Raw genomic sequence first — 14,252 nt, 5'->3', positions numbered from 1 at the left:
CGCTCAAGGAGAATCCTCATGTCCACGAAGCTTGAAGGTAAGATCGCGCTCATCACCGGCGGAAGCAGCGGCATCGGCCTCGCCACCGCGCAGCGCTTTGTCGCGGAGGGCGCGTATGTGTTCATCACTGGACGCCGCCAGGCCGAGCTGGACGCCGCCGTGCAGACAATCGGTAAGAATGTGACCGCCGTGCAGGCGGACGCTTCCAATCTGGACGATATCGATCGGTTATATTCGGTGATCGAGAAAGAAAAGGGCAAGCTCGATATCCTCTTCGCCAACGCCGGCGTCGGCTCGCTCGTCCCGCTGGGATCGATCACCGAGGAGCACTTTGACAAGACGTTCAACACCAACGTGAAGGGCCTGCTCTTTACGGTGCAGAAGGCGCTGCCGCTGCTGCCGGACGGCGCGGCCATCGTTCTGAACGCCTCGATCGTCTCCAGCAAGGGCCTGCCCGCGTTCAGCGTCTACGCCGCGACCAAGGCGGCCGTGCGCTCGTTCGCGCGCAGCTGGGCCAACGATCTGCGCGAGCGCAAAATCCGCGTCAACGTCGTCAGCCCCGGCGTCGTGCCCACACCGGCCTACAACAATCTCGGCCTGACCGCCGAGCAGCTTCAGGGATTTGTCGACGGGCAAGCCGCCAACATCCCGCTGGGCCGGGTCGGCGCTCCGGACGAAATCGCCAAAACAGTCGTCTTCCTGGCGTCCGACGACAGCAGCTTCGTCAACGGCGTCGAACTGTTCGTCGACGGCGGCATGATCCAGATCTAAGATCGCCGTTTGCGCCGCGAAAAGAGCGTTCCCGCGCCGGGAGCGCTCTTTTGTCTGGGAGGCCGGAGGAAATATATTACGATCTGGTTAATCTACGCGTGTCCAGCGTTCCAACAGTCGTAATGTTGGGGATTATCTCTTATTCTCTCCGATGAAGGGCGATGAATCGCTGCCATGGGACGCGCCGGTGATCGAATAGATTGGTCTCGCCGTCTGCGCTTAGCAGGTCTGGTCTTTGCGGCCTACTTCGTCGCGACACGTGTGGGCATTGCGCTGCAATGGGTGACGCTGCCGTCCGGGGTCTCGGGGCCGTCGGTGCTGTGGCCTGCGAGCGCCGTCCTGCTGTCCGCCCTGCTGCTGACAAAATCCGCAAACTGGCCCCTCTGCGTTCTCGCCGCGCTGCTCGCGCAAGCCCTCTCCCCCACGCACTTCGCCGTGCCGCATCGAATTATCTTATTCGCAACAGACGCCGCCCAGGCGCTATTGATCGCGACCGTCTTGCAGCGGATCGGCTTTCGGCGAAATTTCAACAGCGTGCGCGGCGTCTCCACATTCTTCATCGTGGCGGTGATCTGTGTCCCGCTGTCGCGCGCGGCGACCATTCCGATCTCGCGGGCCATGGCGACGCCGGGGCACGCATGGTCGAGCGCGGCGGACGCCATCATGTTTTGGGGGCTGCTCTCGCTGACGAACGTGCTGAGCCTGGCGCTGTTTGTGCCGCTGCTGGTGCTCTGGCTGGGGCCGGAGCGGACCTGGCGCGGCGATATCAATCCGAAACGCATTCGGGAGGGCATTCTACTCGCGGCGTGCCTCATCGCCGTATGCGTGATCGTCTTTGAAGGCCGGACCGCCGGATCGGGAAACCTGCCGGCCATGCTCTATGAGCCGCTGCCGTTTCTGATTCTGGCGGCGGTGCGCTTTGGTCCGGTGGGGGCGACGACGGCGCTGATGATGGTTTCGCTCTGCTCGGTGTGGGGCGCGGCGCGCGGGCTGGGGCCGTTCGTGACGCAGTCTCCCGCGGAGAATGTCGTCTCGCTCCAGGCGTTTCTCGCCGCGATTGCGGCGCCGATCCTGCTGCTCGCCACCCTCGTTCGGGAGCGCAGGCACGCGGTGTCGGCCCTGCGGCGCTCCGAGGAGCATTTCCGGACGATTATCACCAACGCTCCGGTCGTTGTCTTCGCCATGGACGCCAAAGGCGTCTTCACGTTTTCGGACGGGCGCGGACTGAAGGCGCTCGGGCTTCGTCCCGGCGAGGCCGTCGGCCGCTCGGTGTTCGAAATCTACGGCGACTCTCCCAATGTCACGGAGCCGATCGAGCGAGCCCTGCGCAACGAAGCGCAGCACTGGGAAGCTGAGCTGAGAGGGTCCACATTCGACACGCATATTACGCCGATGCACGGGGACGCGGGGGAGATCACCGGCATTATCGGCGTCGCGATCGATATCACGGACCGGCGCCAGTCCGAGGAGCGGATCCGCTGGCAGGCGTATCATGACAATCTGACCGACTTGCCCAACCGAACGCTGTTCATGGACCGGCTGGAGCAGAGCCTTGCCGCCGCCGAGCGCCGTCAGGAAAAGCTCGGCGTCTTATTTCTGGACCTGGATCGGTTCAAGCAGATCAACGACAGCCTTGGACATCAGACCGGCGACGCCGTGCTCAAGCAGGTGGCGCAGCGGCTCTCGACCTGTCTGCGCGGCGAGGACACCCTGGCGCGCATGGGAGGCGACGAATTCACCTTTCTCCTGCGCGGCCTGGCGCACTCCGAGGACGCCTCCGTGATCGCATCGCGCGCCATCGGCGTTCTGGCCGAGTCGTTCCAGGTCGACGGGCATGAGTTTTTCGTCGGCGCCTCCCTGGGCATCAGCGTCTATCCCGAGGATGGGCGCGATGTCTCCATCCTCGTGCGCAACGCCGACACCGCCATGTTCCGCGCGAAAAAAGAGGGCCGGTCCGGGTTCCAGTTCTACGCCGAAAGCATGAACGAGAGCGCATCGGAACGCCTGCGGATGGAGCACGACCTGCGTCTTGCCCCCGAGCGAGGCGAGCTGATCCTGTACTACCAGCCGCAGATTTCCCTGACAACCGGAGAGATCACGGGCGCGGAGGCCCTCGTGCGCTGGCGTCACCCACAGCACGGCCTGATTCCTCCGGACCGCTTTATCCCGCTCGCGGAGGAAACGGGCCTGATCGTATCGATCGGCGATTGGGTTCTGGGGGAAGCGTGCCGCCAGGCGGCGATCTGGAGCGACGCGAAACGTCCGGTGCGAATCGCCGTCAACGTCTCCGCCCGCCAATTCGCTCAGGAAACGCTGACACGGCGCGTACAGGAAACCCTCGCCGCGCATGGGCTGGACGCATCGCTGCTGGGACTGGAGCTGACGGAGGGGATGCTGATGCACAACCGGGCGCAGTCCGTGCAGACCATGCACGGCATGAAAGCGCTGGGAGTGGAGCTGTCGGTGGACGACTTCGGGATGGGGTACTCATCGCTGGCGTACCTGCGTGACTTCCCACTGGATGTGCTGAAAATCGACCGATCATTCGTCTTGCGCGTCGCCGAAGACCGGACGGACCGCGCGTTGGTGGAGACGCTGATCGGCCTGGGGCGAGCATTGGAGCTGACCGTCGTGGCGGAGGGCGTCGAAACAGAATCGCAAAGCCAGTGCCTCAAGGATTTGGGCTGCGAGATCGTGCAGGGCTACCTGTTCAGCCGCCCGCTGCCGCCAGACCAATTCGAAGCGCGGCTCCTCTCCGGCGAGCGCGTTACGTAGCGGGATATCCGGCGCGCGCCCGCGCGAAGGCTTCGACACGCACGGCGGGGTCCTGTCCGTAGAAGTCCTGAAAGACTACGTAGAGCTGCGGATGGAAGTGACGCATCTCGCGCGGCTGCTCGAAGAAGCATTCCGTCGCGACGGCGAAAAACTCGGCGGGGTTCGTCGCGCCGTATTGATTGAGCAGCGTGGGAACGCCCTCATGCGCGGCGTTGACGAGATGCTGGAACTCCGCGCTCATCACCTCCGACCAGCGCTCATGCGCTTCCCGCCCGCGCAGCTTCGGAACGCCGTCCGCGCGGCCGTCCCGGAAGTCCAGCTTATGGGCGAACTCATGCAGCACGACATTGCGCCCGTCGCCGCCGATCCGCCCGCCCGAAAGCGCCTCCGGCCAGGACACAATCACCGGCCCCTGGCTCCACGCCTCGCCCAGCCGGTAGCTCGGCTCCTCGCTCACCACTCGCCCCGGCCCGACCTTCTGCTCGGTCACGACATAATCGTAAGGATAGACGAGCACCGCCTCGACATTCGCAAAGTAATCATGCTCCGCCCCCAGCAGCAAGAGCGCCGCCTGGGCCGCGATCGTCACCTGGATCTCGGGCGTCATCACCAGCCCCTTGCAGCCTTCCCAGTTCTTTTCGTCCACGATCACCCGCAGAATATCGTGCAGCGAAGCCCGCTCGGGGTCGCTCAGCGTATGGTAATGCCAGACGTTGCGCTGGAGAAAACCCACCCATTCGGCGGGAAACGGCTCCGCGAGCAGCTTCTTGCGATGATTTTGAAAGAGTGTGAACGGCATATTTCTGGTGTCCCGGCGTTTCGTCCCGAAAAGAGACGGCTGATACCCTCTCTACGCGCAATAACACGCCCCGCGTTCGCCGCGGCTCTCCATCATAACGCAGTCTTTTTTGCCTGCGGTTCCCAGACGTCGAATCTTTGAAAGATGGCGTACAATAGATCCATGCTAAAACGGCCCCTTAAGTACGCCGTAATCGCCGCGCTCGGCGCGGGAGCCCTCCTCCCCATCGCCTACGCCGCGCTGAAGCCAGCGCTGAAGCACGCCATGATCATCCCGGCCCTCGTTTTCAAAACAACGCTGCCCGTGGACGCCGTCGCCATCACTCCCGATGGAAAATTCGTGTGGGACGCCAGCAGCGTCAAGTGAAAGAAAAAATGGATAACTCACGGATCAGGGTGCTGGATATCACTGTTTACGACGAGCAGGGACGTCATTGGGAAAGCCAAGAGATCTCCGAACCGAGCTGGGAGGATATTGAAAACAGTATTCGCCAGCTGGATCGATTTCGCCGTCCGTTCATTTTCCTAAAGCTGCCTGGAGAGGATTCGGAGGATGCATGGCTTTCCGTGGTGGGTGGCGACGGCGCCTATTCGCTCAATGGGACGTTGGATGACAATGCGTTCTGGAGCTATTATGACGACACGCGGAGCACTCACGAGATCCCCGTATGGACGAGCGATCAAGGGTTTTATCCCGAGGAAAAGCATGTCTGCTACGAGATTGAAAAAGTGCTCAAGATCGCACGCTATTTCGTGGAGCATGGCGAGTTCGATCCCAGCGTAGGGTGGAGCAAATAAAAATCCCGAAGGACATATGCCCGCCGGGATTTTTCCTTTGATCTCGCGCGAAATTTACTTGAGCCGCGAATGGAAGCGCTCTTCGAAGCGCGCAATCTCAGGGGCGACGACGGCCGCGCAGTACGGCTGATCCGGATGCTTGGCGTAGTAGTCGTAGTGATACGATTCGGCCCGGTAGAAGTTAGTGAACGGCCCAATCTGCGTCACGATCGGCGCCATGCTGGGATGCGATTTCTGATATTCGGCCTTGACTTGCAGGGCCGTCGCTTTCTGCTCGGGCGTCTGATAGAAGATCGCCGAGCGGTACTGCGTCCCCTCGTCGGGTCCCTGGCGATTCAGAGTCGTCGGATCGTGCGCGCCGAAGAAGACGGTGAGCAGATCGTGGTACGAGATGACCTTTGGATCGAAGGTGATCTGCACACTCTCGGCGTAGCCGGTCTGATCGGTGCAGACCTCATCGTAGGTCGGATTGGGCGTATGGCCGCCCGCGTAGCCAGGTTCGACCTTCGAGACGCCCTTCAGCTTCTGATACATCGCCTGGTTCGACCAGAAACATCCGGCGGCGAGCGTGGCGATCTCCTGGCCCGCCGGCGGCTTCGGCGCCGCCTGGATCAGATTTTGCGGCGTCGGCGGAATCGCGCGCGGCGCCGACTTCGCCACGGACCCGGCGACAAACCATCCGGCGATCCCCACCGCCAGGATCACCCAGAGCGCATTGCGGCGAAAAAATTCATTCATTGGCTTTGACTTCCTCATCTATGGCCGACAGGGGCACGCATTTCATTGCAGACGTCCCATTCGCAGACCCGTCTATACTCCAATAACGAAAAAGCCGCGCCGAAAGTTCGACATTCTTTTTTCTTGTTCTCATCTACGGCACGCGCCAGACCTCCACGCCCGCTTCACGAAAGAAGGGATCCAGGCGCTGCACGAGCCGGGCAAGATGGTGGCTGGGGACTTGTGGATAAAGATGATGCTCCAGATGGTAGGTCAGCTCCAGGAAGATCGCGGGTATGATCCGGCCGCGCAGTGTCCGGGTTTGGGTCAGCGGCGTTTCGCCGTAATCGCGATGCGGCAAGTGTACGGTGAGCAGGGGATAGACCCAGCTGCCGCAAACGACCATCACTACATAAGCGAGCAGCGCAGGTGCGGTCTTCCATAGCAGAAGGCTCGCGGCGATGACGGCGATATGCACGCCAGCTTCCGCGATCAGCCACCGGCGCTGGGCTTGACGATCCCGTGTACGGCGCAGAGACCATAGCCAGAGTTTGGGCAGGAAGAACGGCCCTTGCAGGACGGATCCCCAGAATGTCAGACGAGCCGGATCGCCTTCGGGATCGTCAGGACCGGGAAAGACCCGGTGGTGCTGGTGGTGCGTGAGGCGATAGGCGTGGCCGCTTTCCAGCAGCACGGCGCCGAGCAGGAACAGCCAGAGATCCGTCTGGCGCGCACTCAGCCCGATGCCGCCGTGCACAACATCGTGCGTCACGGTGACGACGGCGACAAAGATCCAGAAGACGATCAGCGGTGTCACATACCACAAGCCAAACTGAACGGCGATGGCGTACACAAGCACGCCGATTAAAGGACGCGCGAGCGCCACGGCGCGCTGGCGCGCTGACGTTGTCAGAAGGTCCAGACCCAAATCTTCAAGCCGTGGTATCGGGGGCGAGGGAAGAGTGTGCGTCTCCATGGAGTTCCTCCTGAGCGGTCGTAGCATTGGTCGGGCGGCGTTTCGAATGCAGCTGCGCCGCGATGTCGTCCGCCACGATCTTCGCGCCCAGCAGACAAGCAACCGTTCCCAATCCCGGCCATGTCGTGTCTCCCACAAGCCGATAGCCGGACGCGCCAAGATCGTGGGGAATCGCGTTTTGATTGGCGTTGGCGCGCGACAGACGAAACCCGCCGACGGAGCCTTGAGGGCGGCGCGTGAAGCGCGCGAATGTCCGAGGCGTTCCAATTTCCATTATTCGCGCCTGCTCACCCAGATTGGGATAGACCCTGCGGGCGAGCGAGAGCAGCGTCTCGCCAGTTTCCGTCTTGCGCCGCTGATAATCCTCCGGGCAAAGGCCGCTCCACTCCTCCAGATCGCAGTGCGTCGAAATCATGACGGCCTGACATCCCATCGGCGCGCTTTCCATATCCCCCGGAGCCGATACGGAAATAAACATATTGTTTCCGTTGCCGAGTTTACCAGAATAGTCGTGCAGCAATTGATGGTGCGTGAATTCCTGGTTTGCGAGCTGCGCCTCCGGAACCCCCAAATACAGAGCGACCGCGCCTCCGTGCGCCCCGGCGTCACGTTCGAGATAGGGCGCCAGGGCGCGTGTGACTTCACACGGTCCCAGCCGCGCCGCGAGCGCGGCGGGAACGGCGCAGACGATTCGGCGCGCTTCGTAGGTCTCGGTCCGCGTCTCGATCAGAAAAGCGTCTCCCCGACGCTGAATTCGCTCCACGCAGCAGCCACCCCGAAATTCGCCGCCAAGGCTGCCGTAGCGCTTCAAAAAGCGCGTCCAGAAGCCGCCCATTCCGCCTCGGGCGCGCGTCAAGCCCGCGCCGCGTATCGTCACGCCGAGCGCGGCGTTGATCAGTGGTGCGTTGTCGATCGTACTGTGGACGGTATCCTCAATCAACATGGAGAGAAGACCGACAAGCGCTCGATCCTCCCGCAGCCCGTAAGCGCGCAGCGCATCGCCCATCGTCCGGCCAAGATGGCGCGCCATGGGGACGTTGCGAAGCCCGGTGCTTCGGACCGCCGTCACGACATCGTGGACATTACGCAGCGGCAGCCGCGCACCATTGCGGCTCGCCGCCCAGAAGACGCAGACCAGGCGGTCTAAAAATGCCCAAAAGCGGCGATGCACGTCCGTGTCGCCTAAAGCACGCAGCCGCTCATGAGCCCACAGGCGGGAATCGCGATGCAGCGTCACGGTCCGGTCCGGCAGCCACGCCACATACCCAGGCAGCACATCCCCATCGAACGGCGCAAGCCCAATTCGCGCAAGCAGTTCGCCTCCCAGCCCCTCGCTGCCGAAATCCACGAGCGTCGTCGCGCCCACATCGAACGAAAATCCATCGCGGCGGAAATAGCCCGCGCACCCTCCCGGCTTGCCATGCGCTTCGAAGACGGTCGTCGAGAAGCCCATCGCCTGGAGCCGTGCGGCGGCCGCCATGCCGGCGACGCCGCCGCCGATCACTGCTACGTCCATCATCGCACGCACGCTCCTTCCGGTTACGTCTTACGTCCGGGGTCGCCATATTGTGAATTATTTCACAATATGGCGATAGTATACCATGAGTGTGCGGATTCCAATCCATCCCGAGTTATCGACTCAGAGTCGACGGATCGAAGAGCGCGGGATCCAGATTTTGATTGAACTCCAATTCGATCTTTGACTTCCCGCGCCAGGCCGCGCCGGCGTACTGTTCGTCCAGGATCCGTTCGGGCAGGCCGGTATCTACGTCCACCCAGCAAAGCGTGCGCCGGTCACCGTCTGCTGGGTGATGGTTCATCGATGCGGAATCGCGGGAAGTCGCAATGGAGATCTCCCGCGTCGTCCGACCGTTCAGGGTATCGACGCTCAGCGTCTCCATGGCGCTCGGCGGTCGCGACATCAAATTTCCCGCCACTTCGTCCAGGGTAAAGCGCGACCACTGGAGGCCCAGCTCCGGAACGGCCCTCACCTTTCCGGCCTTGGGGTCATACCGGTAGTAAAGCCCGGGCGTCCGAAGCGTCTTATTTCCCTGCGCGTCCGTTACGGATTCGGTGGCGCCGACGATCAGCCGGGAGCCCCATAGCCCCTCCTTGCGGGTCTTCCCATCTTGATACCAGGATTCCTCGGTCTTTTGCAGTGTCTCGAAATGGTGGGCGACCGCGCCGTTGTCCGTAGTATAATCAGTCGTCCAGATCACGACATGCGCGTTCCGAACCTTGGCGACGGCGGCGTCCATGCGCCGTATGATCTGAGCATCCGCCACGATGGGATGGCTGTAGAGTCCGAAGATGAAGCTCGCTCCGGCGGCGACGGCGATTGTGAGAAAGAGTCTGCGCTGCATTTTGTGGTTCTCCCGGAGCGGCGCCCCGCTCTCCGTGTGTCGATTCGTCCACGACTGCCGGCGCTTGGGCGCTTCGGGCAGACTGAGAGGCGGAGCGGCCTCTGTGCGCCTCGCGGCGGCAAGGATGCGCTCCCCCAGATCCGCCGGCGGCGCGTCCGCGCGCCATCCCCGCGCCGCGTGCTCCAAACGGTTCATTTCCCTCCATTCGTTCGTACAGACGGGGCAGCCGCGAAGATGCCGGCGCACGCGCCATCCCAAGATATTCGCCGGCGAACCGGCGGGCGTGACGCTGAGTTCGCGCAGCGCATCCTCACACTTCATCGCATGTCTCCTTTCCCGCAGGGCGCGCCGTCAGGCCCGGCTCCCACCCCTCCGCGCGCAGCAGCCCCCGCAGCAAGTGGGTCGCGCGGTAGACACGAAACTTCACGGTCCCTTGCGGAACGCCCAGCGCCTCGGCCGCTTCGCGGCAGGTCAATCCTTCCAGCTTCACCAGCAGAAACGCCTCGCGGAAGAGCGAAGGGATGGAGGCCATCGCGCCGTCCATCGAGATTCGATCGGTCCCCGCGATCGCCGGATCCGGCGCGCTCGCCTCGGTCCAGTTTTCTTCCCCAAGAGACGGCAATTCCGTCCGGCGCATCGCCCGCCATCGGAAGACCGCGATGCGAAAGAGCCAGGTCTGCACGGACGCCCGGCCCTGAAAACCCTCCATGCCGCGATACGCCGCCAGAAACACCTCTTGCGTCAGATCCTCGGCGTCGGACGGATTCCCGCTCAGTCGATGGCAAAATCGATAGATCCGGCCTCCGTACTCCGCATACAGCGCCTCCAATTGTTTCGCTCGTTCGTCCGCGTCCCTGGACATCATTGGGTTCCTCAAAGGGATAGTATCCGAAAGCGGGCGTTTGGTTGGCGGATTGGGAAAATTATATGGCGCTACCGCGAATAGGAGTTGCAATCGCTTTGCCGCTCCCGTTCCCACAGCTGAAGCAATGGTCTAGTCAGGGGTAAGCCAGCTAAAGTAGACTAAAGAGAAGAGAGGCGGTTGCCACCCTCCGAGAGTCTGCTTCAGCTGACTTCCCTCTGTATAGCCCATTGCTTCAGCTGTGGGGCAGAAAGCCCCCGCGTTTAACAAGGGCCGGCATCACCCCGAAAATATTCCGACGCAGGGAAGCGGCGGCGGCAAGCCGAATATGCTTCCATGCTTCAGGGCAAACGGTTTGTCATCTGCGGGATTAGTCGATTGGCGGTGCGGGTGGCGCGGGCGCTCGCGGTGTTGAACGCCGAGGTGGTGGTGCTGCGGCGTCCGGGCGATTCGGAGGCGTTTGTGCGCCTGCTGCCGCCGGACACGCGGGTGCTGGAGTCGCACGCCGATGAGGATATCCGCCGGCTCCTGGACGCGGGCGCGGCGGAGGCGACGTGTCTGCTGGCGCTGGGCGATGACGATCTGGACAATCTGCGCGCGGCGGTGGCGGCGCACACCGCCGCGCCGGATCTTCCGGTGGTGCTGCGTACCTTCGACCCGGGGCTCGCGGATCAACTGGAGCAGGGGCTGAATATCCGGCGCGCGTACAGTATGTCCGCGCTGGCGGCGCCCGCGTTTATCGCCGCCGCCTGCGGGGACGAGGTTTTGGAAACCCTGCGGCTGGGCGACAGCGAGGTCCCGGTCTGCCGTCTGGCCGTGCGCGCCGGCTCGCCGCTGCTGGGATGCACGCCCGCGCAGGTCAAATCTCGCTTCGGCTGCGGCGTGCTGGGCCGGGCGGCGGCGGACGCAAGCGATTGGCGGCCGGTGCTGGGAACGGGCGTGGACGCGCCGCTGGCCGAAGGCGAATCCGTGCTGGTCGGCGGCCCCCTCTCCCACGTGCTGCGTGTGATCTGCCGCAACGCCGGCTGGCTGCGCGACGGCAAACACAAACGCCGGCGCGCCGCGCGCCCGGCCGCGCGTGTCCCGCATCTTCGGCGTCGCACGCTGCTGCCCGTGGTCGCCGCTTCGCTCAGCGCGGTGCTGCTCCTCTCCATCGCGGTCTTCTCACACGCGCTGCATCTGCGTCCGGTCGACGCCATTTACTTCGTGATCACCACGGCGACCACCACGGGGTACGGCGATATCAGCCTCAAAGACGGGCCGGACTGGCTGAAGCTCTTCGGCTGTGTCGTGATGCTGAGCGGCGGCGCCCTGCTCGGCATCCTCTTTTCCTATCTGGCGGCGCTCGCCACGGCGGAGCGACTGGACGAGACGATGGGCCGGCGCGCCGGCCGGATGAGCGGGCACGTGGTGCTGGCGGGTCTGGGAAATCTCGGCTACCGCGTGGCGCGGCTGCTGACGGAGCAGGGCATGGAGGTAGTCGTGCTGGAGATGGCGGCGAACGCCCGGTTCGCGGAAGCCGTCCGGTCCCTGGCGCCGGTGCTGACCGGCGACGCCCGCCTGCCGGAAAACCTGGAGCGCGCCTCCGTGCGCGAGGCCGCCGCCTTTCTTGGCTGCACCAATGACGACCTCGCCAATATCCAGGCGTGTCTGCACGTGCGCCGCGTCAACCCCGACGCCACGATCATCGCCCGCGTGTTCGACGACGCCCTCGCCGAGCGGCTCACCGAAGCCTTCGCGATCGATCAGGCGCTCAGCGCCTCGCAGTGCGCGGTCGGCGCGTTTGTCGGCGCCGCCACCGACGAGCGCGCTCTGCGCCCCCTGCACGTCGGCTCGCTCGAACTCATCGCCTGCCGCTACACCGTCGCCAATCCGCTCGCCGCCTCCGACGTCCACGAATGGCGCGCGCGCGGCGTCCGCATCCTCGCCTTTCGCGCCCACGGAGGAACGATCCAGCCACCCTCCGACCTCGGTGACGCCCTCCAGACCGGCGACGAAATCATCCTCTGCGGCCCCGCCGACGCCGTGCAGGCAATTATGGCGAATGGATAGGCGCCCTGTAAACGCCAGCATCGTGTTATTGGGTGGCATGCCACCTGGTGAAAATTGCCGAACACAAACCTATCCGGATGAGCCACTCACATCGCCTTCAAAATGATCCTGACTTGCGAGCCGGCTCCCATGTCCTCCAGAATCGGCGTCACCAGAACGCGGTGGCTCCAGTCTGCTGGGGCTTCCCGGGCGACACTGATCTCGAAGGCCTTGCCCGTACGCAGGGCCTTCTCCACATGCAGCACGTCTGGCGTCGTCGTTTTCCGGCCCCAGGGAAACGCCGAAGTCCGGACGGTTTGGCGGGAGTCGTCGCGCCACAGAATGCTTTTGCTGTAGCCGCCGCGCTTTGAGCCGTAATCCAGCCGCAAGGCGAATAAGGCGTTGCCGCTCTGCGGGACGAACGGGCCGCGACGGCGGACCTGGACGCGCCACCGAGGAGCGGGCCGGTCGATCACGGCGCCGATCTGCTGGATCCCCATGGCGCGGCCGCCCATGCCCAGACGCGCAATCGATGTCTGTGGGTCAAAATCCGCCCAGCCATCGGTCGTCCGGTCCGGGAACCAGTACAGGCTTTTGACGAACGTCCCGAGGGACGCCGGGCGAAGCAGGGATTGACCGGCGCCGTCCGAAATTCGCAGGAAGACGACGCCTTCTCCGGGGATCTCCCCGGTCCATGACGCGCCTGAAGACGTGAGCGACTGAGTGGTTTCGACGGCCAGCGCTTCGTGCGCGGGGTCGTCGACATAACTCGCATGGGCGGCGTCGATTCGGTACACGCGGAGCGCGCCCTTCGCAAAGGGAAGCTTGTCCAGGATCGCCGTGACGGTCTTGGGAGACGTATTCTCGTTCCAGAGGACCACCCCAGCATTGTGATCGTCCGAGGCCGCCAGGAGCCCAACTCCATCCCGCCCGTCCGGGCTGACCGGGCTGCGGTCCACGGGCAGCATCGTCTGATAAATCTGGAATGCATGGAAGAGCGCTTTCCGGTGCAGATCGTGGGTGACCATGCCCAGGTCGTCGTCGATCCACTGCGCCCAGTAGACTTTCGGCGTGTCCGAATACGTCAGCAGGCCCCGGGCATCTCGGAAAAAGCGTTCGGCGGCCACGCTTCGGCTGTTGGGCTTTTGGAGACCGAACTCCGTAAAGGACGCATACTCGGTCAGCAGGATCGGCAGGTCCGGGCGGTCTTTGACCGCGCCCCGCGCGATGGCGCCGACCTGGATGGGAAAGTTGTTGTAGGCGTGAACGGAGATGAAGTCGATGGGATCCGAGAGGATCGACCGGGCGTAGCCTGCATCGTACGCCATGGCCGGGCCGCCGGCGTGCGCGTCTGGATCGCCCGCGTGAACGCCCGCCAGGCCGGCGCGGGCCACGCGGCCATAATCCTCCGGACCGCCGTTGAAGAAGACTTTGCCGCCGTCGCCGGGCAGGTCAGGCTCGTTCCACATCTCGTAAAAGGGCGCTCGCAGCCCCAGCCCCCGGTAGTGCTCCGCGTAGCGACGGTTGATCTGGCCCCAGGCGGCCAGATCGCTCGGCGCATCCTTCCAGCGCTGCCAATCCGTCCCCGTCTTGAGGGGCAGCGGATCGTAAGTCATCGCCAGAAGGGGCGTGACGCCTGCGCGCGCGAGCTGCCCGAGAAACGGATCGAGGCGCGAGAAGTCGATCCGTGGATCCGCCGCCGAGCCGCTGATCTGGTCGTAGGCGTAGGCGTCGGACTTGCCCCAGGCCATCTCATAGCGCAGATCCTGAACTCCCGCCTCTCGAAGCAGTCCGGTCATATCGAACGCCGACGGCGGGCTGGTCTTAAAAAAGAACGGCGTTTGATAGACGCCGAACTTGGTCTTGAGCAGCGGCGGGCCGCTTTCTTTTGAGAAGTCCACGTGAAATGTCTGCGCGTGCGCAGACATCGACGCCAGAAAAAGGACTGCGGACGCTGAAAGCGTCCGCAGTCCCCGCGACCAAGGACGCGTGTTCATTGATACCTCTGGCCCAGATGCGCCATCGCCATGGCGACCGGACGCTTTGTAAAGATCGCAACGGAAGCAACAGTAATGATGGGCTCAATCCATGTCAAACCATGGAGGGTTTTTGGCGAGATTTTCATGGATGAGATCCGTTCCGGCGCGGAACGGCCTCCTTT

12 protein-coding genes are annotated in these 14,252 nt (G+C 63.6%); 5 read left to right on the top strand and 7 right to left on the bottom strand.

The genetic code is table 11. From position 1 onward, the window contains the following. Window positions 1–18 precede the first annotated feature (18 nt). A complete protein-coding gene (locus D5261_RS08715; RefSeq protein ID WP_119322491.1) occupies window positions 19–771 on the top strand; it encodes a glucose 1-dehydrogenase in 753 nt (250 codons plus the stop codon). Between the two features lie 174 nt (window positions 772–945). Then, the gene (locus D5261_RS08710) at window positions 946–3,546 is read left to right on the top strand and encodes a bifunctional diguanylate cyclase/phosphodiesterase (protein WP_119322492.1); all 2,601 of its coding nucleotides are present in this window, start codon (window positions 946–948) and stop codon (window positions 3,544–3,546) included. On the opposite strand, the gene D5261_RS08705 is transcribed toward D5261_RS08710, so the two are convergent. Then, the gene (locus D5261_RS08705) at window positions 3,539–4,345 is read right to left on the bottom strand and encodes a M90 family metallopeptidase (protein WP_119322493.1); all 807 of its coding nucleotides are present in this window, start codon (window positions 4,343–4,345) and stop codon (window positions 3,539–3,541) included. The two genes, D5261_RS08710 and D5261_RS08705, sit on opposite strands and share 8 nt — an antisense overlap. Window positions 4,346–4,507: 162 nt before the next feature. Here D5261_RS08705 and D5261_RS08700 point away from each other — a divergent pair, with 162 nt between their 5' ends. Continuing rightward, complete coding sequence (locus tag D5261_RS08700) at window positions 4,508–4,711, top strand: hypothetical protein (protein WP_119322494.1); 204 nt, start codon at window positions 4,508–4,510, stop codon at window positions 4,709–4,711. After that, the gene (locus tag D5261_RS08695) at window positions 4,687–5,142 is read left to right on the top strand and encodes an Imm1 family immunity protein (RefSeq protein WP_125206074.1); all 456 of its coding nucleotides are present in this window, start codon (window positions 4,687–4,689) and stop codon (window positions 5,140–5,142) included. Before D5261_RS08700 ends, D5261_RS08695 begins: the two co-directional genes overlap by 25 nt. Window positions 5,143–5,196: 54 nt before the next feature. Here the strand turns inward: D5261_RS08695 and msrA are convergent, their stop codons facing one another. The 5 genes from msrA to D5261_RS08670 form a co-directional block, all read right to left on the bottom strand. After that, window positions 5,197–5,880 carry a peptide-methionine (S)-S-oxide reductase MsrA gene (msrA, locus tag D5261_RS08690; protein ID WP_119322496.1) on the bottom strand — a complete coding sequence of 228 codons (684 nt, stop codon included), beginning with the start codon at window positions 5,878–5,880 and terminating at the stop codon, window positions 5,197–5,199. A 133-nt stretch (window positions 5,881–6,013) separates the two neighbouring features. Continuing rightward, entirely contained in the window at window positions 6,014–6,835 is an 822-nt protein-coding gene (locus tag D5261_RS08685) for a fatty acid desaturase (RefSeq protein ID WP_119322497.1), read from the bottom strand. Next, window positions 6,792–8,354 carry a phytoene desaturase family protein gene (locus tag D5261_RS08680; protein WP_119322498.1) on the bottom strand — a complete coding sequence of 521 codons (1,563 nt, stop codon included), beginning with the start codon at window positions 8,352–8,354 and terminating at the stop codon, window positions 6,792–6,794. The genes D5261_RS08685 and D5261_RS08680 overlap by 44 nt, the downstream gene beginning before the upstream one ends. Before the next feature lie 112 nt (window positions 8,355–8,466). Further along, window positions 8,467–9,519, bottom strand: coding sequence for a hypothetical protein (locus D5261_RS08675; RefSeq protein ID WP_119322499.1), 1,053 nt, complete (start codon window positions 9,517–9,519; stop codon window positions 8,467–8,469). Further along, entirely contained in the window at window positions 9,509–10,063 is a 555-nt protein-coding gene (locus D5261_RS08670; protein ID WP_119322500.1) for an RNA polymerase sigma factor, read from the bottom strand. Before D5261_RS08670 ends, D5261_RS08675 begins: the two co-directional genes overlap by 11 nt. A gap of 333 nt (window positions 10,064–10,396) precedes the next feature. Between D5261_RS08670 and D5261_RS08665 the strand changes: the two genes are divergently transcribed. Continuing rightward, the gene (locus D5261_RS08665; RefSeq protein ID WP_119322501.1) at window positions 10,397–12,112 is read left to right on the top strand and encodes a potassium channel family protein; all 1,716 of its coding nucleotides are present in this window, start codon (window positions 10,397–10,399) and stop codon (window positions 12,110–12,112) included. An 86-nt stretch (window positions 12,113–12,198) separates the two neighbouring features. Here D5261_RS08665 and D5261_RS08660 read toward each other — a convergent pair whose 3' ends face one another. Next, the gene (locus D5261_RS08660; protein ID WP_119322502.1) at window positions 12,199–14,088 is read right to left on the bottom strand and encodes a GH39 family glycosyl hydrolase; all 1,890 of its coding nucleotides are present in this window, start codon (window positions 14,086–14,088) and stop codon (window positions 12,199–12,201) included. Window positions 14,089–14,252: the final 164 nt, after the last annotated feature.

It is taken from the genome of Capsulimonas corticalis (genome assembly GCF_003574315.2).
GTDB lineage: Bacteria > Armatimonadota > Armatimonadia > Armatimonadales > Capsulimonadaceae > Capsulimonas > Capsulimonas corticalis.
This window is presented reverse-complemented; position numbering and strand designations above follow the sequence as displayed.